The 24,407-nt window shown below is 56.8% G+C and carries 17 protein-coding genes; 5 read left to right on the top strand and 12 right to left on the bottom strand.

Annotated elements, in window-relative coordinates:
- Positions 1-24: 24 nt before the first annotated feature.
- Genes ACIQYF_RS18615 through gnd form a run of 3 tightly spaced genes read right to left on the bottom strand, consistent with a single transcriptional unit; the run spans position 25 to position 3,343 of the window.
- Positions 25-846, bottom strand: coding sequence for a Cof-type HAD-IIB family hydrolase (locus tag ACIQYF_RS18615; protein ID WP_402864759.1), 822 nt, complete (start codon positions 844-846; stop codon positions 25-27).
- Positions 843-2,366 (bottom strand): glucose-6-phosphate dehydrogenase, encoded by a 1,524-nt coding sequence (gene zwf, locus ACIQYF_RS18610; protein ID WP_402864757.1) that lies wholly within the window; start codon positions 2,364-2,366, stop codon positions 843-845. The genes ACIQYF_RS18615 and zwf overlap by 4 nt, the downstream gene beginning before the upstream one ends.
- Positions 2,363-3,343 carry a phosphogluconate dehydrogenase (NAD(+)-dependent, decarboxylating) gene (gene gnd / locus ACIQYF_RS18605; protein WP_402864755.1) on the bottom strand — a complete coding sequence of 327 codons (981 nt, stop codon included), beginning with the start codon at positions 3,341-3,343 and terminating at the stop codon, positions 2,363-2,365. The genes zwf and gnd overlap by 4 nt, the downstream gene beginning before the upstream one ends.
- 357 nt (positions 3,344-3,700) lie before the next feature.
- Between gnd and ACIQYF_RS18600 the strand changes: the two genes are divergently transcribed.
- Positions 3,701-5,443: a phosphoethanolamine transferase CptA gene (locus ACIQYF_RS18600; protein ID WP_402864753.1), complete on the top strand. Its 1,743-nt coding sequence runs from the start codon at positions 3,701-3,703 to the stop codon at positions 5,441-5,443.
- A gap of 104 nt (positions 5,444-5,547) precedes the next feature.
- On the opposite strand, the gene ACIQYF_RS18595 is transcribed toward ACIQYF_RS18600, so the two are convergent.
- From ACIQYF_RS18595 to ACIQYF_RS18560, 8 genes are all read right to left on the bottom strand, one after another.
- Positions 5,548-6,033 carry a GNAT family N-acetyltransferase gene (locus ACIQYF_RS18595; RefSeq protein WP_402864751.1) on the bottom strand — a complete coding sequence of 162 codons (486 nt, stop codon included), beginning with the start codon at positions 6,031-6,033 and terminating at the stop codon, positions 5,548-5,550.
- 79 nt (positions 6,034-6,112) lie between these two features.
- A complete protein-coding gene (locus ACIQYF_RS18590; protein WP_402864749.1) occupies positions 6,113-6,448 on the bottom strand; it encodes a hypothetical protein in 336 nt (111 codons plus the stop codon).
- Between the two features lie 114 nt (positions 6,449-6,562).
- Positions 6,563-9,766: a transporter substrate-binding domain-containing protein gene (locus ACIQYF_RS18585; RefSeq protein ID WP_402864747.1), complete on the bottom strand. Its 3,204-nt coding sequence runs from the start codon at positions 9,764-9,766 to the stop codon at positions 6,563-6,565.
- On the bottom strand, positions 9,767-10,393 hold the full coding sequence (locus ACIQYF_RS18580) for a response regulator (RefSeq protein ID WP_402864745.1): 627 nt from the start codon (positions 10,391-10,393) through the stop codon (positions 9,767-9,769).
- A 294-nt stretch (positions 10,394-10,687) separates the two neighbouring features.
- Complete coding sequence (locus tag ACIQYF_RS18575) at positions 10,688-11,404, bottom strand: MgtC/SapB family protein (RefSeq protein WP_402864743.1); 717 nt, start codon at positions 11,402-11,404, stop codon at positions 10,688-10,690.
- Positions 11,405-11,499: 95 nt separating this feature from the next.
- Positions 11,500-14,262 carry a magnesium-translocating P-type ATPase gene (mgtA, locus tag ACIQYF_RS18570; RefSeq protein WP_402864741.1) on the bottom strand — a complete coding sequence of 921 codons (2,763 nt, stop codon included), beginning with the start codon at positions 14,260-14,262 and terminating at the stop codon, positions 11,500-11,502.
- A gap of 709 nt (positions 14,263-14,971) precedes the next feature.
- Positions 14,972-16,309: a lysine N(6)-hydroxylase/L-ornithine N(5)-oxygenase family protein gene (locus ACIQYF_RS18565; RefSeq protein WP_402864739.1), complete on the bottom strand. Its 1,338-nt coding sequence runs from the start codon at positions 16,307-16,309 to the stop codon at positions 14,972-14,974.
- Between the two features lie 115 nt (positions 16,310-16,424).
- Entirely contained in the window at positions 16,425-16,904 is a 480-nt protein-coding gene (locus ACIQYF_RS18560; protein WP_402864737.1) for a sigma-70 family RNA polymerase sigma factor, read from the bottom strand.
- Between the two features lie 312 nt (positions 16,905-17,216).
- Here ACIQYF_RS18560 and ACIQYF_RS18555 point away from each other — a divergent pair, with 312 nt between their 5' ends.
- The 3 genes from ACIQYF_RS18555 to ACIQYF_RS18545 are packed head-to-tail and all read left to right on the top strand — an operon-like array spanning position 17,217 to position 21,762.
- On the top strand, positions 17,217-18,389 hold the full coding sequence (locus ACIQYF_RS18555) for an efflux RND transporter periplasmic adaptor subunit (RefSeq protein WP_402864735.1): 1,173 nt from the start codon (positions 17,217-17,219) through the stop codon (positions 18,387-18,389).
- Positions 18,390-20,360 carry a MacB family efflux pump subunit gene (locus ACIQYF_RS18550; protein ID WP_402864733.1) on the top strand — a complete coding sequence of 657 codons (1,971 nt, stop codon included), beginning with the start codon at positions 18,390-18,392 and terminating at the stop codon, positions 20,358-20,360.
- Positions 20,361-20,367: 7 nt separating this feature from the next.
- Entirely contained in the window at positions 20,368-21,762 is a 1,395-nt protein-coding gene (locus tag ACIQYF_RS18545) for an efflux transporter outer membrane subunit (protein ID WP_402864731.1), read from the top strand.
- Between the two features lie 25 nt (positions 21,763-21,787).
- Here the strand turns inward: ACIQYF_RS18545 and ACIQYF_RS18540 are convergent, their stop codons facing one another.
- On the bottom strand, positions 21,788-23,401 hold the full coding sequence (locus ACIQYF_RS18540) for a PvdJ/PvdD/PvdP-like protein (RefSeq protein WP_402864729.1): 1,614 nt from the start codon (positions 23,399-23,401) through the stop codon (positions 21,788-21,790).
- A 193-nt stretch (positions 23,402-23,594) separates the two neighbouring features.
- Here ACIQYF_RS18540 and dkgB point away from each other — a divergent pair, with 193 nt between their 5' ends.
- A complete protein-coding gene (gene dkgB, locus ACIQYF_RS18535; RefSeq protein ID WP_402864727.1) occupies positions 23,595-24,401 on the top strand; it encodes a 2,5-didehydrogluconate reductase DkgB in 807 nt (268 codons plus the stop codon).
- Positions 24,402-24,407 lie beyond the last annotated feature (6 nt).

Raw genomic sequence — 24,407 nt, 5'->3', positions numbered from 1 at the left:
CAAAATGACCTATCAAAATACCCTTCAAGGCTTCAGGACGTAACGCTCAATGGCTTGTGCAACACCGTCTTCGAGATTGCTGCCAGTGACCTGCATCGCCTGCTGGCGAACCTCTTCACTCGCTTGCCCCATTGCCACCGAAAGCCCTGCACGCTGGAACATCGCGGGATCATTTCCTCCATCACCGATGGCCATCGTGCGCTCCAGCGGCACCCCTAAAAGGCTCGCCAACGTAACAAGTGCATCACCTTTGTTCGCCCGAGGGGCCGTCACATCCAGATAATGCGCTTGCGATCGGCTGGCCAAGGCTTGGCCGTTAAATGCGTGCTGCAACTGATGCTCAAGCTCAGCCAGCAACGATACATTGCGACAGGTCGCCACAATCTTGTCCACGCGATGACAATACGGCTCAAAATCCGGCACTGCGCGCGGGGCGTACCCCAAAGAGTTCTGCTCCTGAGCAACCATGGGAGCATGCGGATCACGCAGCAACCACTCATCGCCGGCAAATACCCAGACTTCAACTTCTTCATGGTGCGCCAGTAATGCCAGGGTCTTGAGCACCGCTTCAAATGGCAAGCGATGCGATTGCAAGTAACTGCCGTCGGCATTCACCAGCACCCCGCCATTGAAAGCCGCCGTTGGCAGTTCAACTCCCAGCTGCTTGACTTGATCGCGCATACCTCTGGGCGGGCGGCCAGTGGCCAAAGTGAAATGTACACCTGCCGCTTGCAGCGCCCTTACCGCTGCCAAATTGCGAGGGCTGATACTGTGATCAGGCATCAGCAAGGTGCCATCCATGTCACACAGGACTAATTCAATCGGGCCTTGATTTACCGTATTCATCCTATGCTCAGCCACACCCGACCATCGCGAGCCAGCAGGTCTTTTGCAGCTTCCGGCCCATCCTCTCCGGCCTTATAAAGAGGAACATCCACCTGCTCACGCCATGCATCTAGAAAAGGCTGCACGCCGCGCCAACCGTTTTCGATGTTGTCGGCCCGTTGAAACAAGGTTTGATCGCCCGTCAGGCAGTCATAAATCAGCGTTTCGTAGCCCGTTGAGGGCTGCATTTCGAAGAAGTCCTTGTAGGCAAACCCCAGTTCGATATTGGCCATGTTCAAACCCGGCCCCGGACGTTTGGCCTGCAAGTCAAACCACATACCTTCGTTGGGCTGAATCTGGATACGCAGATAATTGGGTTTTAAGCGCTCCACTTGGGTGTCGCGAAATTGCGCATAAGGTGCTGGCTTGAAGCAAATAGCAATTTCAGTGTCACGCGCACTCATGCGCTTGCCGGTACGCAGATAAAAAGGCACGCCGACCCAACGCCAGTTGTCGATCATCACCTTGAGCGCCACAAAGGTCTCGGTGGTACTGTCAGCGGCCACATTGCTCTCTTCACGGTAACCGACAACAGGTTTACCGGCCGACTCGCCCGCGGTGTACTGGCCACGGACCGAGTTCTTGCGGGCATCTTCCAGCGACCATGGACGAATGGCGCCAATGACCTTGGCTTTCTCGCCACGCACCGCATCAGCACCAAAAGCGGCTGGAGGCTCCATCGCCACCATCGCCAATAGCTGAAACAGATGATTGGGCAACATATCGCGCAAGGCGCCGGTGTTTTCGTAAAAGCTGCCACGGGTCTCGACCCCGACGGTTTCCGCCGCCGTGATCTGCACATGGTCAATGTAGTGATTGTTCCAGAACGATTCGAACAACCCGTTGGAGAACCGGCTGACCAAAATGTTCTGCACGGTTTCCTTACCTAGATAATGGTCAATCCGGTAGATCTGCTTCTCGCCCATGACGCTCAACAGGCATGCGTTCAACGCTTGCGCGGTTTCCACGTCAGAGCCAAAAGGTTTTTCAATAACTACCCGGCGAAACGCACCCGGGGTTTCTTTAAGCAACCCGCTGGCACCTAGCCGCTGCACCACTTCGCTGAAAAAGCGCGGGGCAGTCGCCAGGTAGAACACCGCGTTACCGGAGCCACTGGCGAAAATCTTCTGCTCCAGCGCCTCATAGGTGCTGTCGTCGAGAAAGTCGCCCTGCACATAACTGATGTTCTTCGCCAAGCGGGCCCATAAATCGGCGTTCAAGCCTTGACCATCAGGACGATCGACTTTGGTGGCGGCCTCCGTGCGAATGAAGTCCTCCAGCTTTTTTGCAAAGCCCTCATCACTGATCGCATTGTGATCAACCCCCACAATACGTAAACCATCGTCCAGCAAACCGTCCCGACTCAAGTTGTAAAGCGCCGGCATCAACAAGCGCTTTACCAGATCACCGTGAGCCCCAAACAGAAACAGTGTGGTCGGGGGCGCAGGTTTAACGTTGGATTTGCTGGACAGTTCGGTCATTTCTTAGGCGTCTCCACGTGGCCGCCAAAACCAAAGCGCATGGCCGACAACAATTTGTCGCCATAGAGGCTTTGCTGGCGTGAGCTGTAGCGGGCAAACAAGGCATTCGACAAAACAGGCACCGGCGTCGATTGCTCCATGGCAGCTTCGATGGTCCAACGGCCTTCACCGCTGTCTGCCACTGCACCTGAGTAACCGTCCAGCGGGGCATCAGTGGCCAGGGCATCGGCTGTCAGGTCCAGCAACCAGGACGAGACTACGCTGCCACGGCGCCACACTTCAGCAATATCACCCAGATTCAAATCAAAACGTTGTTCTTCAGGCAGGTTTTCACCCCCTTTCATTTTCATCAGGTTGAAGCCTTCGGCGTAAGCCTGCATCAAGCCGTACTCAATACCGTTGTGCACCATCTTGACGAAGTGCCCTGCGCCCGCCGGACCCGCGTGGATGTAGCCGCGCTCTGCGCGATCATCATCAGACACTCGGTCTTTGGTGCGAGGAATATTACCCAGGCCCGGTGCCAAAGCAGCGAACAGCGGATCCAGGTGTTTAACTACCTCGCTGTCACCGCCGATCATCATGCAGTAGCCACGTTCCAGGCCCCAAACGCCGCCCGAAGTGCCGACGTCGACATAACGAATGCCTTTTTCAGCCAGCGCTTTCGAACGACGAATATCGTCTTTATAGAAGGTGTTACCGCCATCAATGATGATGTCATCGGCGTCGAGCAGTTGGCTCAGGGTGTCGATAGTGTCTTCGGTCGGCGCGCCCGATGGCAGCATGACCCACACAGCGCGGGGCTTGGCCAGGCCAGCAACCAGCGCAGGCAAGTCGACAACGCCCGTGGCGCCGTCCTTTTCCAGAGCACTGACAAAGTCGGTATTGCGGTCAAAAACCACGGTTGTATGCCCATTGAGCATCAGACGCCGTGCGATGTTACCGCCCATACGGCCCAATCCAATAATTCCCAACTGCATGTACTGTTGCTCCCAACGACAAATAAATAGGTGTACAGCACCTTAGTTCAGCAGGGCTAAAGGTGCTCGGCTCAGGATTAGTCCTAGCGCATGGCGCATAGTTTCGCACAAGCAGCAGGACAGATTCCCGACTGAATACGCTCAACAGACGGACGAGAGCCTCCAAACTGCAAAAAAGTACACATTTACCTGGGTGAGACGCTCTCCAAATCGGCCTCAGCTTCCCTTCCAACAAAGTTTTCACAACACAATTGTGACAATTAAACACTTTGTGGCTGCTTTATTTTCAGGCAGCCCTAACGTGTTGCGCCGAATAAGACGGCTCAACCATTCAACTTGTTGTCGTTGGAGAGCTGTATGGGGTTGTTTAAACGCAGTAACGCGTCTGCGAAAGGTTTCGACTGGGCAGGTTTGGGCTGGCTTTTTCTGTTCTTCTGGTACTTTTCCGGCATCACCCAGTTGCTGATACAACTCACCGGCACCTCCGGTTTTTCAGGTTTTCGCCAAGCGTTTGTAATGAGCGCCCTCTGGCTGGCACCGATGCTGCTGTTTCCGGCCCGCACCCGAATCATGGCGGCAGTGATTGGCGTCGTGCTATGGGCCTGTTCCATGGCCAGCCTTGGCTACTTCTTTATCTATCAGCAAGAGTTCTCGCAAAGCGTCATCTTCATCATGTTTGAGTCGAACCCCTCAGAAGCCGGCGAGTACGTGACTCAATACTTTGCCTGGTGGATGGTTCTGGCGTTCCTTGCCCACACCGCTTTCGCCATCTTCCTTTGGACGCGCCTGCGCCCGGTGTACCTGCCCCGCGCTCAGGCCTGGGCTGCCGCGATGGCGATTTTGATCGCAGTGGTCGGCTACCCGCTGATTAAACAAACCCTTAAACACGACACCTTCGCCTCGGCCGTTGAAAGCTTTGAAAGCCGGGTTGAGCCGGCCGTGCCATGGCAGATGGTGGTCGCGTACCGGCGCTACCTGCAGCAGTTGGACAGCATGCAAGGCATGCTCGCCAGCGCCAGCAAAATTGCGCCCCTGACAAACCTCAAGGATGCAGAAGCGGGCAAACCCACCACCCTGGTGCTGGTGATCGGTGAATCCACCAACCGTCAGCGCATGAGCCTGTATGGCTACCCGCGTGAAACCACGCCTAACCTGGACAAGTTGCGCGACCAACTGGCGATCTTTGACAACGTCGTCACACCACGTCCGTACACCATCGAAGCCTTGCAGCAAGTGCTGACGTTTGCTGACGAAGAGCACCCGGATCTGTACCTCAGCACCCCATCGCTGGTCAGCGTGATGAAACAAGCGGGTTACAAAACCTTCTGGGTCACCAACCAGCAAACCATGACTAAACGCAACACCATGCTCACAACGTTCTCCGAGCAGGCAGACCAGCAGGTTTACCTCAACAACAACCGTAACCAGAACGCGCGCCAATACGACGGCGACGTACTGGAGCCGTTCAATAAAATTCTGGCTGACAGCGCACCACGCAAATTGATCGTGATTCACCTGCTCGGCACCCACATGAGCTATCAGTACCGATACCCACCGACTTTCGACAAGTTCAACGACCGCACGGGTGCTCCCGCCGGGCTGACCGATGATCAGGTGCCCACCTACAACAGCTACGACAATGCCGTGTTGTACAACGATTTCGTGGTATCGAGCCTGATCAAGGACTTTGCCAAAACCGACCCTAACGGCTTTCTGTTGTACTTGTCAGACCATGGTGAAGACGTATTCGACTCTGCCGGCCACGACACACTGGGCCGTAACGAAGCCAAGCCAACGGCACCGATGTACACCATTCCGTTTATGGTCTGGGCCTCACCCAAATGGCGTGAAAGCCATACTTGGAATTTCGCCAGCGACCTGGGCCGTCCTTATAGCAGTTCACAGTTCATCCATACCTGGGCTGACTTGGCCGGGCTTAGTGCTGACGAACTGGATGACAAGAAGAGCCTGGTCAGCGACCAGTTTGTGCCACGCCCACAACTGATCGGCAATCCCTACTCGCGCCCGCAAAAAGCCTTGATCGACTTCAGCCTGCTCAAACCTAAACCCGCGGCACCACAAAACGTGGTCAAACAGTAAAAAACAACGGGGCGCTTTAAGCGCCCCGTTGAATGACCAAAACCCTGCTATTGACGCCAATACTCTTCACTTGAGTGAACAACACGGTGCTGGCAACGCCAGGGCTACAGCGGCTTGCTCCAGAACAGCATGCGCCCGTGTGCCGGATCGAGTTGCCCCTCGCTGAATCCAAACTTGCGATAAGAGCCTTGAGCCACCGGATTGCCTTCAAGCACCTCGAGGGTGATCTTGCAGCAGCCGCGCTCAAGGGCAATGGCTTGCACCTTATCCAGCATTTTCTGGCTCAAGCCCAGACCGCGATAGGTATCGACCACTGAAACGTCATGCACATTGACCAGAGGCTGCCCGGCAAACGTCGAAAAGCCTTCAAAGCAGTTAACCAGCCCAGCGGCTTCGCCATTCACAAAAGCCAGCACGCTAAACGCATGCGCACGTTTGGCCAACTCGCCGGGCAGTCGCTCCAGCACCTGCGGGGATAACGCTTCACCCCCTCCCATCGGGTCTTTGGCGTAGTGGTTTAAAACGTCTCTCAGTGCTTGTGCATGAACCGGGTCTGTATAGCTTGCTTGCACGATTACAACTTCCGACATTGTGCGTATTCCTCGAAGACTCAGGCTGTTGTTATCCGTTTGCAACAACTTAGCCTGCTCAAGGTGACGCAGACAAGGGTTAACCTGAGCGGTGGCTCAAAGGGTCAATGCGTTGCATCAGCTGATTAATTTGAGTCACCAGTAAATCAGCATCCCGATAGATCCGGACATGGCGAAACTGCGTATTGTCACGGTGGTACTGGTCCGCATCGACAGACGCCCCCCCCGCCATTTTCTGGCTGATCAGGAGCAAATCAAAATCATCGGTTTGCGCGTCAGCCAACCCCGTCAGCGCTTCAAGGCGGTACAAAGGCGCCACTCGAAAATACTTTGCGTGGTTAAGTGCCCTTTCTATTTTCAGCGCCTGATCCGGGTCAGCGTCGGCGATCAGTATTCGTAAGGATTTAGTCGGCATAGTGGTTGAACCATCGTCAAAAGTTTTTGGTGAGAACTTTCAAATGGAACAAGCTCGCACTCACACTTAAATAAGTGTGCTCGCACGTATTTCAAGGCATCGATCCCCTCCCGTTCAACGCGCATCACGGGTAGCTGAATAACCCTCCAAAGCCTCGCCAAGATGCTCCATACAGCCATGCAAGGCGTCTACACAGGCCGTAACCCGTTGCGGGTCGGCCTGAGCACACGCCGCTTCCAATTGTTCGCAACACGCGATCAACGCGCTGGCCTTGACCAACGCCGCTCCGCCTTTGATCCCATGTGCCAACTCAGCCAACCCGCGATAATCATCTTCAACAAAAAGCGCCATGAGTCGCACAAGGTCCTGGCTGTTACTGAGTGCCAACTCGGCCAGTAAATTGTGAAGCTGAGTGTCGTCGCCTTGAGACAGTTGCTTGAGGTAACTCAGATTGAGCTCATCCTCACCCACCGAAGGTTGATTGGCATCCGTACCCGACTGCTCGCTGAGCACTGCGCAATTAAGGCAAACGCTCAAGTCCTTCAGGCTGATGGGCTTGAACAGACACTGATCCATCCCCGCCTCGCGGCAACGTTCAATTTCCTCAGGCTGTGCATTGGCTGTAAAACCAAAAACCAGGCAGGGTTCAAGCCCTTTTTCCTGCTCTTCGCGACGCACTGCTCGCGCCAGGTCATAGCCATTCATGACCGGCATAGTGCAATCAGTCATGATCACCTCAAAGCCGCCAACGCGCCACGCAGCAAGGCCTTGCGCGCCATTTTCGGCATCTGTCACGCGATGTCCCAGGTAACTCAACTGCTGAGACAAGAGCATCCGGTTGGCCGGGTAATCATCCACCACCAAAATATTCAACGAACGCTGTGGGGCCCACGCCTGTGCCTCGACGACAACAGGCTCAACGAGGGGTTCAAGTCGCGGCACCACGAGCATGATCTCAACGAGAGTCCCCTTGCCCAACTCACTGCTCAGTTGAATTGTGCCGCCCATCATTTCGCAAAGCGCACGGCAAATGACCAATCCCAAGCCTGAACTACTGCGCGCCGATTGCGTATTGTTGCTGGCCTGCACAAAAGGACTGAACAGCCGACGTTGATCCTGCTCAGAAATGCCTGCGCCAGTGTCTTGCACCCAAAGCTCAATCATCACCTGCTGCTCATCAGACTGAGGACGCACGTTCAACATGAGGCGGATCTCACCCGCTTCAGTGAACTTGATGGCATTGCTCAATACGTTGGAAACAATCTGTTTAAAGCGCAACGGGTCGATCAACACATTCACATCCGACTCAGATGCGTTAAGTTCATACACCAGGCTCAAACGCTTCTGACGCGCCAGACCATCAAACATGCGCACTACCGCTTCTGTCAGTAGCTGGACATTGGCGCGTTTTGGGCTCAGCGACAGGTGCCCGGACTCAATACGCGCGATGTCCAGAATATCGCCAATCAAATCCAGTAATTCACGGGCCGCCCCCGAAGCCACTTCAATTGCAAAACGGTCCATCACCCCTTGGTCGGCTTTTTTCATGGCCAGTTCGAGCATGCCAATCACGGCATTCATGGGGGTGCGAATTTCATGGCTCATGGTCGCCAGAAAGGTCGTTTTTGCGCGGTTCGCCTCATCAGCACTTTGCTTGGCGAGTTGCACCTGCTCCAACAGTTGCTGGCGCTTGGCTATGGTCCTGCGCAAGTAGGCAATCCAGCCCAGTGCGACGAGTAGCAAGACGGCCGCAATGGCAAAACCTTGGATGATCGCCGCCCGATTGCGCAACCAGTAACTCTCACCTTCACGGGTGTCATCGCGCCAGCGATTGGTCAGCACACTCATTTCTTCCGGCGTAATACTGAGCAGTGCTTTATCCAGAATCGCATGCAACTCTGGGGCATCACGAGCGGTTGCAAAACCAATCTGCGCAGGCTGCGCGCCGACGGTGCTGGTGATATGCAATTGCTCATTAAAACGGCGCGAGATCATGTAGCGCGCACTGATCAACGCATTGACGGCGCCATCAGCCTTACCCTGCGCGACCATGCTCATCGCATCTGCCGCGTTATCCGCTTCAAGCAGTTGAATAGCCGGATAGTGAGCCAACACAAATTCGCGCAACGCATTGCCCCGTACCAGCACCAACCGCTGACCGGCCATCTCATCCAGAGTACTGGGGCTGTTGGGGCCGGTGCGAGTAACCAGCACAAAAGGGGTCGTCAGGTAAGGTCGGCTAAAACGTAACTGACTTTCGCGATACGCGCTGGGAGTAAAGGCACCGATGACATCCGCTTTGCCGGTGCTGACCAGTTGAATCAAGTCTTCGACCGAGTCACCTTTTACCGACTCGAACTCGATCCCGGTGCGGGCCGCGATATTAAACAGCACGTCAGCGCTCACGCCTTTAAACGCGCCTTGTTCGTCGATAAATGATAACGGCAGATATTGATCATTGATCGCCACCCGTACACGGGGATGTTCAGCCAGCCAGCGCCGCACAATGGTCATTCGCTCACTGGCGGGGATCGCTGCCAGCGCGCTATTGATGATGCGCAGCAAGCGCGTGTTATCGCGCGCCAGAGCAAACGAAAACGGGCTGAACTCTATGCGGGAGAAGTCGGCCAAGTGCACATTATTCAGGTAGTTTTTGTTGATCAGGTAATTAGCACTGATGAAGTCACCCAGGTAAGCATCTGCCTGACCAAACGCCACGGCACCGATAGCACTCAAGGTTGAGGGGTACAACTGCAACAGGGCCTTGGGGTAAAACGCCATGACCTTTTGCGGCGCCAGATAGTGATCAAGCATGGCCAGCCTGACGCCCGCCAGGTCGGCGGGCAGTGCCTGTTGATTACCACTGCGGGTCACGAGCGTTGGGGAGTCGTCGGCGTAGGGCTGGCTCAGCACCAGCTTGCGGTCTTGCGCCTCAAAGCCATTGGCACTGCTCAACAAGTCCAGTTCACCCGCTTTGAGCGCGTCCATCGCCAGTGGCCTTGAGGCGTAGCGTTTAACCTCGATATTGACGTGCAACAGCTCGGACAGCAGTTGCGCGTAATCCGCGGTCAGCCCTTCAAAGTCCTGACCGTTGGCGGTCATGTCAAAGGGTGGGTAATCGGGAGCTGAAACCCCCAGGCGCAACGTGCCGCGCTGCTTGAGCCACTGCCAGTCTTGCGCCTCAAGCACCACGTTATAGGCTTCAACATTGGAGCGGCCCAACAACTGCAATGTGGGTATCACGGACTCTGCAACGGCGCATGGCAAACCAAGCACAAACACCAGTATTAAAAGTCCCTGCCGCACCAGAACATTCATTTAAATCAAGCCATTGCGCTTGGCAAATTCCGCCAAATAAACCACAGACTTCATATTCAACTTTTCAATTAAACGCGCTTTATACGTACTGATGGTTTTACTGCTTAAGGTCATATCCAGCGCAATTTGTTTATTACTCGACCCTCGAGCAAGTTGTTGCAAAATACTTAACTCGCGCGCGGATAAGCGCTCAATCAGTTCCAGATCCGTCAACGTTGCATCACTATTACGAACTGAACTGATCGCCAGATTGGGGAAAAACGTGTAACCGTCCATCACCACTTTGACCGCTCTCTCCAACTCACTGAGGTCCTGGCTTTTGGTGACAAACCCAGCCGCCCCAGCCTTCATGCAGCGCTGTGAGTAAAACAACGGCGATTGAGACGTCAGCACCAAAATCCGGGACGGCAACCCTGATGCTTTAATCCGGCCAATCACCTCCAGGCCATCCAGCCCCGGCATGGTAATGTCCAGCACGATCAGGTCTACCCCATGCTGGCGTGCCAATTGCACCGTATCAATTCCGTTAGTGGCTTCTGCCACGACATTAAACCCGTGTTTTTGCAGGTGCACTCGCACAGCCAAACGAATTAAAGAATGATCATCCGCAATTAATACGCTATGCATCTGAACTCCCTGCGAAAGCCTCAGTAATAGGACGCGCTCGACACAAAGGCATCCGTACGAATAGATGAAGTTGTGAACGTCCCGAAAAAAATACCCTAATGAGTGCCCAGAAAATTATAGGATATTTCCTACAAACTTCTCTTGCACCCGGTGCACGACGTGAACGTTGCATGCTGACACCTGATTTAAACCAAGCCGCGCATAATCACCATTTGGATGCACCTTACGAGAAGGGAATTTACTACATGGCGTGTAGGGTATTTCTCAAGGAGATAGGCGACCGCTCAAGACGGACTACTCAGTCGTACTTGGGCTCCAAAAGGCCTGAACCACTAGCGGCGAGGTTGAAATACGCGCGATCAGTGCATCCAGCTCATCACCATCGACTGAGGTAGCCATCAGCGTGCCTTCAATTTCGACTTCGTCCTGCCCAAACGCGTGCACGTCCAGATCACTCGCCGGGTAATTGCTGCGCTCCAGTTCGGCCTCCAGCAACGTCAGCGCCGCTTTTTGCTGATGGCGTCGGGCAATCACGTAGACCATGTAAGTGACCTCAGACGAAATCACATCCAGTGGCTGACGGTTGATGTTGTTAACGATCGGTCGCAACAGGGTATTGGCCGCCAGCACAAACAAGGTGCCGAGCAGTGCTTCAAGAATCAGATCCGCCCCGCAACAGGCGCCCACTGCCGCCGAAGCCCACAATGTCGCAGCCGTGTTGAGCCCGCGCACATTGCCCTCTTCCCGCATGATGACCCCGGCCCCTAAAAAGCCGATCCCCGAGACCACATACGCAACAACTCGTACCGCTCCGTCTGCCCCCCCCAGCCGATTGGCCATATCAACAAAGATCGCAGCGCCCACCGCCACCAGCACGTTGGTGCGCAAGCCCGCCGTGCGCTGACGATATTGACGTTCAAAACCAATCAACCCGCCCAGAATAAATGCCGAACCAAGGCTAACCAGTGTGTCGATCAATGAAGCCAGATTGATGTTGTTAATTGCTTGCATGGGCTCATCCCTGTCACCACATTAGTCCCGTACTGGAGGCGGTGATCTCTTGATCATTAAAAGATCACAGCCTGCCCCAGCGCCTGCAAAGTGGCTTACTGCCAGCCAAACTTACGGATGTAATAACCCTTCACCGCTTGGGTCAGCACCATGTACGCCAGCAAGATGATAGGCAAGAAAACGAAGTACAGCGCCGGTAATGCCTGCAATTTGAAGTAGCCGGCCAGCGGGCCCATCGGCAGGAAAATACCCACGGCCATGATCACCCCGGTCATCACCATCAGCGGCATGGCCGCCCGGCTTTGCAGGAACGGGATTTTCGGTGTCCGAATCATGTGCACGATCAAGGTTTGAGTCAGCAACCCGACCACAAACCAGCCCGACTGGAACAGGGTCTGATGCTCAGGGGTATTGGCCTTGAACACGTACCACATCAGGCAAAAGGTCAGAATGTCGAAGATCGAGCTGATTGGCCCAAAGAACAGCATGAAACGTCCGACATCAGCGGGCTGCCAGCGTTGTGGTTTTTTCAGCATTTCGTCATCGACGTTATCAAACGGAATCGCGATTTGAGACACGTCGTACAGCAGGTTCTGCACCAGCAGGTGCATCGGCAACATGGGCAGAAACGGGATGAACGCACTGGCAACCAGCACTGAAAACACATTGCCGAAGTTCGAACTGGCGGTCATCTTGATGTACTTGAGCATGTTGGCGAAGGTGCGGCGCCCTTCCAGCACGCCCTCCTCCAGCACCATCAGGCTTTTTTCAAGCAGAATGATGTCAGCTGCTTCCTTGGCAATGTCCACCGCGCTGTCCACTGAAATCCCGATGTCAGCAGTACGCAGCGCCGGGGCATCGTTGATCCCGTCACCCATAAAGCCCACCACATGGCCATTGGCTTTGAGCAGGCGAACAATGCGCTCTTTGTGCGATGGAGTGAGCTTGGCAAACACGTTAGTGGTTTCCACCGCCACGGCCAGTTGGGCATCAGTCATACGCTCAATGTCATTGCCCATCAGCAAGCCTTGCTGCTCCAGGCCCACTTCGCGGCAAATCTTCGCGGTCACCAGTTCGTTATCACCGGTCAGTACTTTGACCGCAACGCCGTGTTCCGCCAAGGCTTTGAGTGCAGGTGCGGTGCTTTCTTTCGGCGGGTCCAAAAACGCCACATAGCCAATCAGCGTCAGCTCCTGCTCATCCGCCAAGCTATAGGTGTCACGACCGGGCGCCATTGAACGCGCGGCAACGGCTACCACCCGCAAACCTTCTTCGTTAAAGGCCGCCGTCACGTGACGAATACGCGCCAGCAATTCGTCACTCAGGGCTTCTTCGGACTCACCATGGCGCACGTTTTTGCATACCGATAGCACTTCTTCGACCGCGCCCTTGCAGATCAACACGTGCGGCTGGTCTTGCTCGGCCACCACCACCGACATGCGCCGACGCGTAAAGTCGAACGGAATCTCATCCACTTTGTTAAACGCTGTACCCACGTTCAATTCGCGATGGACTTCAACGTGTTCCAGCACTGCCACGTCCAGCAGGTTTTTAAGCCCGGTCTGGTAGTAGCTGTTGAGGTAGGCCATTTCCAACACGTCATCAGACTCTTGCCCCCAGACATCCACATTGCGCGCCAGGAAGATTTTGTCCTGGGTCAGAGTCCCGGTTTTATCCGTGCACAGCACGTCCATCGCGCCGAAGTTCTGGATCGCGTCCAAACGTTTGACGATGACTTTTTTACGCGACAGAAATACTGCGCCCTTGGCCAGGGTGGAAGTCACAATCATCGGCAGCATTTCAGGGGTCAGGCCGACCGCAATAGACAGCGCAAACAGCAAGGCCTCAGTCCAGTCGCCCTTGGTGAAACCGTTGATAAACAGCACCAGCGGCGCCATCACGAACATAAAGCGGATCAGCAACCAGCTGACTTTGTTAACCCCGGTCTGAAACGATGTCGGACCACGATCGGTCGCCCCGACGCGCTGGGCCAGCGCTCCGAAATAGGTGTTATTGCCGGTGGTGAGCACCACCGCCGTCGCCGCTCCGGACACCACGTTGGTGCCCATGAACAGAATATTGTCCAGCTCCAGCGGGTTGCTGGTCTGGCTGTCTGACTGACGGGCAAATTTCTCGACCGGCATCGACTCGCCAGTCATGGCCGCCTGGCTGACAAACAAATCCTTGGCGCTCAGCACGCGGCAATCAGCCGGGATCATGTCACCCGCCGACAACACAATCAGGTCGCCCGGCACCAACTGTTTGATCGGCAGTTCAATGCGCTGTGCACCCTTGATCTGCTGGGCAGCGCCCGAGAACCGGCCAAACATAGGCGAGGTTTCCGCGCTGAAATCGCGGCGCATCACCGTGGCGGTGTTGCTCACCATCGCCTTGAGCGCATCTGCCGCCTTGTTGGACTTGGCTTCTTGCCAGAAGCGCAGCAAGGTCGACAGTACCACCATGGTGCTGATCACCACGCAAGCTTGAATGTCATCGGTGGCCAGCGAAACCGCGGCGAGCAATGTCAGCAGCAAGTTAAAGGGGTTTTTGTAGCAATGCCACAAGTGCACCCAGCGACTGAGTGGCTGCTCGTGTTCGACCTCGTTGAGGCCGTGCTGCAGGCGCATTACATCGGCCTCGGCTTCGCTCAGGCCATCGGTGTGCGTGCCGAGTTTGTCGATCAGGTCCGCGCTTTCAGCGTTGGCCGCCGTCACCAGGGTTTGCGCCAGGGTTGGCGGCACTTCACGGCTGACCGTGGTAGTGGTCAGACTGTCGAGCAAGGCCAAACGGCGGAAGTGCCGTCCAATGTGGCGAGTGCGCAGAAAGCCTGCGAAGAATTCTTTCAGAGTGAGTTTCATGGTGCTACTCCTACGCCGCCTGCGCTCACTCAGTTCAGAGTGACTACGCAGGCGGCCTTAATCTCGAACCGTCATTCATGGTTTTAACCTCGGGGAGCGGGCCTCAAGCCCGCCGTCAATTATTGGCGTACACGCAACCTGGCAAGGCGGGACGATGCTGGCGACGACGAATCGGCATAAAAACATGGCTCATGAGGCTTCCCCTTACGGTCAACGGATCCCTGAAGAAGGCACAGCCGAACGAGCGCCCCGCGCCATGAGGCACGCGCGTATGTATGTGACAAACCGCAGCGCCATAGGCGTGATTCGCACATATTTCAGTGTCGATGAGAGGGCTTCAGGCTCGGGCTCACTATTGGCCCGATCTAGACGCCGCTGCTCGCTGGTCAGCAAGCAACGACAGGGGAATCTGCGCGTTAGCTTGCCGAGAATGTGCCGGTTTTCAACACCGGCCGACTACTGTCACTCGAACTGGTACCCACTGAGGGTCTCCGCTATTGATGAAAACGTCGGCAGCTTACTCCCGGCATTTAGGAGAGTAAACCGTAGGAAAGCTTCCGTTTTATGAATCAGATTTATCTTCAGGAAGGGTTCAGTTTGCTGACAGATAACGGGCTGACCCGCGTTAGCAGGCATCGCCAAGAGGCGGCGCTATTCATGCGCCTGCCCCGTTCGATCTCAAATCGCTGCCGCACGTTTATGCCCCCTCTTAAATAGCCGTCGCCAGCAACCGCTCGACCGCTAGGCTGTTTTGCTTGTGCTGTTTGTCATGGGCATACAACGAGACCGAAATTTCCTCGGCACGAATCGGCAAAACCGACAACAAGGTGTCGCTCAAGCCATGGCTCGCCTGACAAAAGCCCTGCATATAAATCCCGGCCTTGCAGCGCGTGTCTGTCACGATTCGATAATCACGATCGACCTCAAAATCGCCCAGGTATTCGGCCAGCGGCGCCAGCAACTGGCGGTGCATCTGACGTTCATAGCCAGTGGCCAGAATCACGGCGTCGTAATACTGCTCACTCAATTCGCCGCTCGCCGTATGACGCAACACCAGCTTAATGCCCTGCCCGTCTGCCACCGCGTTTTCAATACGGGTCAGACTGCGGAATACATGGCGCGCAACACCCGATACTTTCTGACGATAGAAAATCCCGTAGATCCGTTCGATCAGGTCAATGTCCACTACCGAATAGTTGGTGCTCTGATACTCGTCGATCAAACGCTCGCGCTTGGCGGTGTTCTGCTGATACACCAGATCAGTGAACTGCGGTGAAAACACTTCGTTGACAAACGGGCTGTCATCCGCAGGCTTAAGCGCCGAACTGCGCAAAATCAAATCCACTTGGGCCGACGGGTAGCTGTCGTTCAAATCGATAAACGCTTCTGCTGCGCTCTGGCCGCCGCCAATGATCGCGATACGCATCGGCTGACCGCTCACGCACGGCTGCTTGGCCATGCGCGCCAAGTACTGCGAGTGATGGAACACCCGGCTGTCATCCTCAAGTGCATTGAACGCTGTCGGAATACGTGGCGTACCGCCTGCGCTGACCACCACTGAGCGCGTAGTCCGTACGTGATGCTGCCCCTGAGCATCACGAGAAATAACCCGCAGCGCTTCGACCTGCTGCTGGTGCAGTACCGGCTCGATGGCCAGCACTTCTTCGCCATAACGGCTTTGCGCTTCAAAGTGCGACGCCACCCAACGCAGGTAGTCGTTGAATTCCATACGGCACGGATAGAAGGTGCCCAGGTTGATAAAATCAACCAGACGGCCGTGGGCTTTAAGGTAATTAACGAACGAATAAGGACTGGTAGGGTTGCGCAACGTGACCAGATCCTTGAGGAAGGAAATCTGCAGCTCACTCTGAGTCACCAGCGTATTACCGTGCCAGCGATAGTCTGCCTGCTTGTCCAAAAACAGCACATCCAAAGGACCTTGCACTTGCCCGCGCTCTTGCAGAGCGATGGCGAGGGCCAAATTGGAAGGCCCGAAACCGATGCCGATCAGATCATGAACGACGGCCGAAGCGATTGCCTGTGTCATTTCCAGTGTCCTCTGGATTGCCCCTCAACAAAGGGAAAAAAACCCGTGACCTGACTGTTCTGTGGCAGATCAGCAGGTCGTCTGTTGAGTAGAAACGAGAATACGGAGCTGAAATTTAGGCATTGTCCCACTGCCGAATACGCGTTCGGCAGTGCTTCATGGCATTGACAATGTGCTTCTCAACCATGCTGCGGGACACCCCAAGGCGCTCGGCAATCTCAGGGTGAGACAAGCCTTCAAGTTTGCGCAGCAAAAAACTGTCACGGCATGCAGCCGGTAATTCGGACAGCGCTTGCTGGATCATTTCCAGACGCTGGTGACGGACCATCAGCAATTGGGGTGAAGGGCTGAAAAAACGCTCTTCGGTGTCAAGCACCTCCAACGGCTCAACCTGGCGCAAGGCGCTGCGCCGATGACCGTCGATCACTAAATTGAGCGCCGTGCGATACAGAAATGCACGCGGTTGCTCGATCGGGTCATCGCTGGAGCGCTCCAGTACTCGTACGTAAGCGTCATGCACCACATCTTCGGCCGCCTGCGCATTGCCCAACCTGGCACTCAAAAAACTGACCAGTTCGCGATAGTAGTTTTCCAACATGACTCCTGGCCGCAGCAGCAGCGGCAACATTCCATGAGCGCAGAAAAGACCGAATGAGATAGCGGCATGATGATGGCACTTGCGCCAACGTAATTTATAGTAATTCTCATATAGATTTAAGTGCGAACGTTTAAACAGCGCTGAAATATTCAGTCACACACCTATAAACAACCGCCTAATTTCCTACCGTTATCCATCGTTTACTCAACAGCTCCCCCGTGACTGTCGCCTGGTCGACAGCGTTCGCTTCAGGCTCTCAGCGGCCGTGCGCTACGAAGACGGGCCGATTCCCATTGGCCGGAACCCTGCATGAAACGCCCTCGACAGACCCGCCGTGCGCTCCTGATCACCTTGTGTTTACTGCTCGTTACCGCCTTGGTGGCCTGGCCCTTTCTGACGCCAGGCCGCGAAGCGTATGACACGGTGCCCGTAACCCGTGGTGACATTGAAAGCAGCGTGACTGCGCTGGGTACGCTGCAACCCCGGCAATACGTCGACGTAGGAGCGCAAGCTTCAGGGCAAATCAACACGATCCACGTTGAGGTCGGTGACGAGATCAAGGAAGGCCAGTTGCTGGTCGAGATAGACCCATCGACCCAGACCGCCAAGCTCGACGCCAGCCGCTATGCCATTGAAAACCTCAAGGCCCAGTTGCAGGAACAGCGCGCTCTGCATGACCTAGCCAGACTCAAAGACCGGCGCCAGCGACACCTCGCCAAAGGCGGCGCCACCCGAGACGAAGACATACAGGCGGCGCAGGCCGAAGTGCGCACCACCCAAGCACGCATTGACATGTTCCAGGCGCAAATCCGCCAGGCACAGGCCAGCTTGCGCAGTGACGAGGCCCAACTGGGCTACACGCGGATCTTCGCGCCGATGTCCGGAACGATCGTGGCACTGGATGCCCGCGAAGGCCAAACCCTCAACGCGCAACAGCAAACCCCCTTGATTCTACGCATTGCCAAACTGTCGCCGATGACCGTGTGGGCTGAAGTGTCAGAAGCCGACATTGGCTTTGTCAAACCGGGCATGCCGGTGTACTTCACCACGTTGAGCGGCGGTAACCGGCGTTGGTACAGCACCGTGCGACAGATTTTGCCGGTCCCGCCCAAACCTCTCAATGAAGCCAGCCAGGGCGGCGGCAGCCCGGCCAGCTCGGGCAAAAGCGGCAGCGCACGCGTGGTGCTTTACACCGTATTGCTGGATGTCGACAACACCGATCAGGTGCTGATGCCGGAGATGACCACCCAAGTGTTTTTCGTCGCCAATCAGGCCAAGGACGTACTGCTGGCGCCTATTGTGGCCCTGCAAGGCACCACCGAAGGCGATCGGCAAACGGCTCACGTGGTGACTCACAAAGGCAAAATCGAAACCCGCGAAATCCACACCGGCATCAGCGACCGGCTGCGGGTGCAAGTGCTTGAGGGCTTGAACGAGGGCGATCACTTGCTGATCGGCCCGGCCACCGGTAACGGAGACTAAATGGCCACTCCCCTGATTGACCTGCAAGACATTCGCAAAGTCTACGGCGGTCTCGACTCGCCCGAAGTTCACGTGCTCAAAGGCATCAGCCTGTCGATTCACGCGGGCGAATTCGTGGCCATTGTCGGGGCCTCAGGCTCGGGCAAATCAACCCTGATGAACATCCTCGGCTGTCTCGATCGCCCGACCTCGGGCCGCTACCTGTTTGCCGGGGAAGACGTTGCACACCTGGGGGCTGATGAACTGGCCTGGCTGCGCCGCGAAGCCTTCGGTTTTGTGTTCCAGGGCTACCATTTGATCCCCTCGGCTTCGGCCCGGGAAAACGTCGAAATGCCGGCCATCTATGCAGGCGTTCCAGCCGCCGAGCGTCACGCCCGAGCGGCCGCTCTGCTTAAGCGCCTGGGTCTGGCAGACCGCATGGCCAACCGCCCGCATCAACTGTCGGGCGGCCAGCAACAACGCGTGTCGATTGCCCGCGCCTTGATGAACGGCGGGCACATCATTCTCGCCGACGAACCCACGGGCGCACTCGACAGCCACAGCGGTGCCGAAGTCATGGCCCTGCTCGATGAGCTGGCGACGCAGGGCCATGTGGTGATTTTGATTACCCACGACCGCGAGGTGGCGGCGCGAGCCAATCGGATCATTGAAGTGCGCGACGGCGCAGTCATCAGTGACAGCGCCCGTGGCGCGCCACCGCCCACCACCGACAAGCCCAAAGCCCTGCAAGCGATTGACTTGCGCCAGCGTCTGAACGATGGCAGCGAGGCCCGGGGCGCCTGGAAAGGTGAGCTCGTGGACGCCCTGCATGCCGCCTGGCGGGTGATGTGGATTAACCGTTTTCGTACCGCCCTGACCTTGCTTGGTATCGTCATCGGGGTGGCATCGGTGGTGGTGATGCTGGCTGTCGGCGAAGGCAGCAAACGCCAGGTCATGGCCGAGATGGGCGCCTTTGGTTCCAACATCATTTACCTCAGCGGCATGTCACCCAGGCCGCGAGCACCATTGGGCATCATCACCCTGGATGACGTGGCAGCCCTGTCAATCTTGCCGCAGGTCAAGATGATCATGCCGATCAATGGCGCTGAAATCGGTGTGCGCTACAGCAACGTCGACCACACCCTGTACACCGGCGGCAACGGTATCGACTTCTCAGCGATTTTCAACTGGCCAGTGGTGCAAGGCAGCTTTTTCACCCAGGCCGATGAAGACGCGGCCGCCGCTGTGGCGGTGATCGGGCAGAAAGTGCGCGATAAAGTCCTCAAGGACGTACCCAACCCGATTGGCCAATACATTCTGTTGGAGAACGTACCCTTTCGCGTGGTCGGAGTGCTGGCCGAAAAAGGCGCCAGCTCCGGCGACTCGGACAGTGACACGCGCATCGTGGTGCCCTACTCCGCCGCCAGCGTGCGACTGTTCGGTACCCACAATCCGGAATACGTCGTGATTGCCGCCGCCGACGCGAGCAAGGTCAAACAGACCGAAAAAGCCATCGAACAACTCATGCTCAAACTGCACCACGGAAAACGCGATTTCGAAATCACCAACAACGCGGCGATGATCCAGGCCGAAGCCAAAACCCGCAACACCTTGTCATTGATGCTCGGCTCGATTGCGGCCATCTCCTTGCTGGTGGGCGGCATCGGGGTGATGAACATCATGCTGATGACCGTGCGCGAACGCACCCGCGAAATCGGCATTCGCATGGCCACTGGTGCGCGTCAGCGCGACATCCTGCGCCAGTTTTTGACCGAAGCACTGATGCTCTCGGTGGTTGGCGGCGTGGCGGGCATTACCCTGGCCTTCGTCATTGGCGGCATCTTGCTGCTGTGCGACGTGGCGCTGGCGTTCTCGATGGTCGCGGTCCTCGGCGCCTTTGGCTGCGCGCTAGTGACTGGCGTTATTTTCGGCTTTATGCCGGCCCGCAAAGCTGCCCGGCTCGACCCGGTCACGGCCCTTACCAGTGAATGATCTATTGATGAAGCGATCGTTGAGCTTGCTGAGCGTATGCCTGTTGCTGGGCGCGTGCAGCCAAACCCCGCCACGCGACGAAAACCCGGTGCTGGCGCCTGCGGCCTGGCAATCGCCACACGTCCAGGTCAGTCAACCAAGCCGTCAGCAATGGTGGAGCTATTTTGCCAGCCCGACGCTTGATCGCCTGATCGCCCAGGCGCGAGTCGGCAGTTACGACTTGGCGGCAGCGGTCGCCCGCGTGCAGCAGGCCCGCGCCACAGCGGTGATCGCAGGAGCTCCGTTACTGCCTGACGTGAAATTTGGCGGCAGCGCCAATCGCGAAAAACTGCTGCGCGGTAAGGGTTACAGCCAACTGGATGCCACCGACGACAACCAAGCGGTGGACACCTTTGACGCCAGCTTGAGCGCCAGCTACGAAGTGGATTGGTGGGGGGGCAAAGCAGCTGCCCGCGACAGCGCGTTACACACCCTCAAGGCCAGCGAGTTTGATCAGGCCACAGTTGAGCTGACCTTACTCAGCGGCGTGGCCAACAGTTATGTGCAAATCTTGGCATTCGACGAACAACTGCGCATTGCCCGGCTGAATCTGGCCAATGCACAGCGCGTGCAGCACGTGGTGCAAACTCGATATGACGCGGGTTCTGCCACGGCACTGGAGCTGGCACAGCAAAAAAGCCTGGTTGCTGCGCAACAACGGCAATTGCCGTTGGTGGCGCAACAGGCTCAGCAAGCGCGCATCACCCTCGCGGTGCTGCTGGGCGAGCCGGTACAAAACCTCAGGCTGGGCGACACCCCATTTGCACAACTGCAATGGCCGGGAATCGGCAGCGGACTGCCCAGCGAACTCCTGAGCCAACGCCCCGACATTGCCAACGCCGAAGCCAGACTGGCAGCGGCCTCGGCCGACATCACCGTGGCCCGAACGGCCATGCTGCCCAGTCTGACCTTGAGCGCGACACTGGGCTCGGGCGCAGACCGTTTGAGCAACGTGTTGCGCAGCCCGTTCTATTCCCTCACGGCGGGGTTGGCGGCACCGATTTTCAACAACGGTCGCCTCAGCGCCGAGCGCGACAAAGCCACGGCGCGCCAGCAAGAGCTACTGCAAACCTACCGAGGGAGCATCATCAGCGCTTTTGCTGACGTTGAAAAAGCCCTCAACAGCGCCAGCGGCCTGGACCAGCAACGGCAATGGCAAGACGAAGAACTTAAACAGGCACAGCAAGCGTTCGACATCGCCCAGAGCCGCTATCAGGCCGGAGCCGAAGTGCTGCTGACGGTATTGGAGACGCAGCGCACGCTGTATCAGGCGCAAGGTCAGAACGTGCAACTGCGCATGGCACGGTTGCAGGCAAGCATTGCGTTGTACAAGGCGCTGGGCGGCGGTTGGCGGGTGATGTGATGCCTCGGACTTTGTAGCCGCGCCGTCATGTGCCCCTGACCACCAAATGCCGCGCATACCACGGCCGACGTGGCACCCGGCGCAGCAAATCGCCTATCTTCTTTTCATCGCCAAAGGTAATGCGCAACGCCAGTTTCATGGTTTCGGGGTCCATCTCGACAGTTTGAGCCGTTGCCAACCCAGGCGTGGTGCTGCAACCGTGTGTCACCGGCCCCAGCCACGGGTCATCCACTTCCACCCAGCGCCCCGGTGCAAACCACGGCACGCCGTTGACTTGCTGACGCGTCAGCTGCCCCGGATGAAAGCGCTCATGCGCCCGAAACCAGTCCTCCAGACGATCATCGATCCAGCCATGAAAACACCAGAACACCGGGTTTACGTGGGAGGAAAACGGGTCACCGAGAAAGTCGTTTTCTGCCACATACCAGCGTTGCGCGAAATCTGACGGATCACGCGCCATTGGCACCGGCGCGCCATTCGACGGGTCACGTGGCACCGACGCCCAACGCATGTGCAGCCAGTCATGCAGGCCCAATTCGACCTCGGAACCCAACTGGCCCAAGGTCAATGTCGACAAGTAACGCGGGTCGCGATAACGCGATTCCCACACCTCAAAGTTGCTGTGAAAGGTGTCGGCCTGTTTGATGTCACTCAGCCACTGGGTATAGGTTTCATCCCCCTCCGCCAGCCAGGTCGGCGGCAAGGCGCTGCCGTCATGGTTGTCAAAGTAGCGGGCGAACCCTGCGCGGTCGCGTTCAAGCGCTGGCTGCGGCAAGGGGAACGCCTGCCACGATGGCAAAGACTGCATGGAGCGCGCCGTTAGCAGCATATGCCGGTGCATATAAAAAAAGTCCACGCCCGAGCCATTGCGGTCTTTGCGCGGACCACGGGCATCGCGCTCTTTGTCGCGCGGGCCGGGTTGCCAGCCGAGGCCGCGCAAAGCATTGCGCTTGTCATCGGAGAGTTCGTGCCAAGTGTCGCGAGACGCATGCCACAGCTGATGAAACAAACGGTGTTCAGGGGTGACCAGCCAGGCCAGCAGCGCCGGATTGAGGCCTATGCGTTCGCGGGCCTCGGGAAAAGTACGTTTGAGCGCAACAAAGCGGTTGTCTTGCTCGGGCAATGCCAAAGGTCGATCCAGTCGCTGCACCCGGCCGCTAAGGGTGCCGCTGCCCGCGTTGCCGTATGCGCCCCAGACTTCATCGAGACTGAAACTGAATTCGTAGTCGGGCTGAGACGAATCGCAGCCAGTCAGCCGCCAATACATCAACCCCGGATCAGGCGTCACGAGGTCACCCAGCACTCGATAACACGGCGCTTGCTCGCTGTGCAGCACGCTCGCCGTGTCTAGATAGCCGCGCACTGCGCGCCCACGCGCAGCGATGTCCAGCCACACTTCAAGCCCCTCGGCAGGCAGACCTTCAAGCCCGGCATCACGCCCTTCAAAACGGATGCTCCATAGCCCGCGCAGTTGATCGGCGATCTGCTGCCCGGCGGTGTCGGCCAGATCGACCGTCGCCTCACCGGGCGTGATCGGTTCGTCTACCCGCGTGAACTCCCGATGCCCAAAATACGCCGCTGGCGCTGCTGCGCCGGTGATCGCCAAGCCCGCGATAAACCATCGTCGAGAAATCGTCATTGCCCTACCTGTCCCCCGCCCGAATGCAGGCGTTATCCAAGCTAGAACGTTTGCTCAACCCTGAAATTTAGCCGGACCCGGGAACGGTGATTCATGCCGCACGGTCAAGATTGCTTTGCTGGGACGATGGTTTTTCCCACCGTTCAAGCGGTAGATACTCAATTTCATTCTTACGACCACCAAGGAGTTATCCATGACAGTCCCTGCATTCGGCCTCGGCACCTTTCGCCTCAAGGGCCAAGTCGTCATTGACTCGGTCAAAAACGCCCTGGATTTGGGTTACCGGGTGATCGACACCGCACAGATTTATGAGAACGAAGCTGACGTCGGGCTGGCGATTGCCGCAAGCGGCGTCGCACGTGATGAGCTGTATATCACCAGCAAAATCTGGGTCAGCAACTTCGCAAAAGACAAGCTGATCCCAAGCCTGAAAGACAGCCTGAAAAAACTGAACACCGACCACCTGGACTTGACCTTGATTCACTGGCCATCGCCCAACCATGAAGTGCCGGTCGCAGAGTTTATGGGGGCGTTGCTGGAGGCCAAGCAACAAGGCCTGACAAAAGAAATAGGGGTGTCTAACTTCACCATCGCCTTGTTGAAAGAAGCGATTGCCGCAGTCGGTGCTGAAAACATTGCGACTAACCAGATCGAATTGCACCCGTACCTACAGAACCGAAAAGTGGTGGAATTCGCCCAGAGCCACGGCATCCATATCACGTCATACATGACTCTGGCCTACGGCGAAGTGCTCAAAGAACCCGTGATTATCGAGATCGCCCAGCGCCATAACGCCACCCCGGCCCAAGTGACGCTGGCGTGGGCAATGCAGTTGGGGTACTCGGTGATCCCGTCATCGACCAAGCGCGCCAACCTGGAGAGCAACCTCAAGGCCCAGACACTCAAGCTGAGCGAGGACGACATGGCGCAAATTGCCGCCTTGGACCGCGGTCATCGCCTCACCAGCCCTTCAAGCGTTGCACCGCACTGGGATGAATAACTAACC

This window comes from Pseudomonas sp. NPDC096917, from assembly GCF_044762555.1.
GTDB lineage: Bacteria > Pseudomonadota > Gammaproteobacteria > Pseudomonadales > Pseudomonadaceae > Aquipseudomonas.
This window is presented reverse-complemented; position numbering and strand designations above follow the sequence as displayed.

Excerpts from the sequence above, each read along its gene's own strand:
- ACIQYF_RS18555 (WP_402864735.1), top strand. The coding sequence starts at position 17,217 with ATGAAACGCCCTCGACAGACCCGCCGTGCGCTCCTGATCACCTTGTGT.
- ACIQYF_RS18545 (WP_402864731.1), top strand. The coding sequence starts at position 20,368 with ATGAAGCGATCGTTGAGCTTGCTGAGCGTATGCCTGTTGCTGGGCGCG.
- mgtA (WP_402864741.1), bottom strand. The coding sequence starts at position 14,262 with ATGAAACTCACTCTGAAAGAATTCTTCGCAGGCTTTCTGCGCACTCGC.
- gnd (WP_402864755.1), bottom strand. The coding sequence starts at position 3,343 with ATGCAGTTGGGAATTATTGGATTGGGCCGTATGGGCGGTAACATCGCA.
- ACIQYF_RS18585 (WP_402864747.1), bottom strand. The coding sequence starts at position 9,766 with ATGAATGTTCTGGTGCGGCAGGGACTTTTAATACTGGTGTTTGTGCTT.
- ACIQYF_RS18540 (WP_402864729.1), bottom strand. The coding sequence starts at position 23,401 with ATGACGATTTCTCGACGATGGTTTATCGCGGGCTTGGCGATCACCGGC.
- ACIQYF_RS18550 (WP_402864733.1), top strand. The coding sequence starts at position 18,390 with ATGGCCACTCCCCTGATTGACCTGCAAGACATTCGCAAAGTCTACGGC.
- zwf (WP_402864757.1), bottom strand. The coding sequence starts at position 2,366 with ATGACCGAACTGTCCAGCAAATCCAACGTTAAACCTGCGCCCCCGACC.
- ACIQYF_RS18600 (WP_402864753.1), top strand. The coding sequence starts at position 3,701 with ATGGGGTTGTTTAAACGCAGTAACGCGTCTGCGAAAGGTTTCGACTGG.
- dkgB (WP_402864727.1), top strand. The coding sequence starts at position 23,595 with ATGACAGTCCCTGCATTCGGCCTCGGCACCTTTCGCCTCAAGGGCCAA.
- ACIQYF_RS18575 (WP_402864743.1), bottom strand. The coding sequence starts at position 11,404 with ATGCAAGCAATTAACAACATCAATCTGGCTTCATTGATCGACACACTG.
- ACIQYF_RS18590 (WP_402864749.1), bottom strand. The coding sequence starts at position 6,448 with ATGCCGACTAAATCCTTACGAATACTGATCGCCGACGCTGACCCGGAT.
- ACIQYF_RS18565 (WP_402864739.1), bottom strand. The coding sequence starts at position 16,309 with ATGACACAGGCAATCGCTTCGGCCGTCGTTCATGATCTGATCGGCATC.
- ACIQYF_RS18615 (WP_402864759.1), bottom strand. The coding sequence starts at position 846 with ATGAATACGGTAAATCAAGGCCCGATTGAATTAGTCCTGTGTGACATG.
- ACIQYF_RS18595 (WP_402864751.1), bottom strand. The coding sequence starts at position 6,033 with ATGTCGGAAGTTGTAATCGTGCAAGCAAGCTATACAGACCCGGTTCAT.
- ACIQYF_RS18580 (WP_402864745.1), bottom strand. The coding sequence starts at position 10,393 with ATGCATAGCGTATTAATTGCGGATGATCATTCTTTAATTCGTTTGGCT.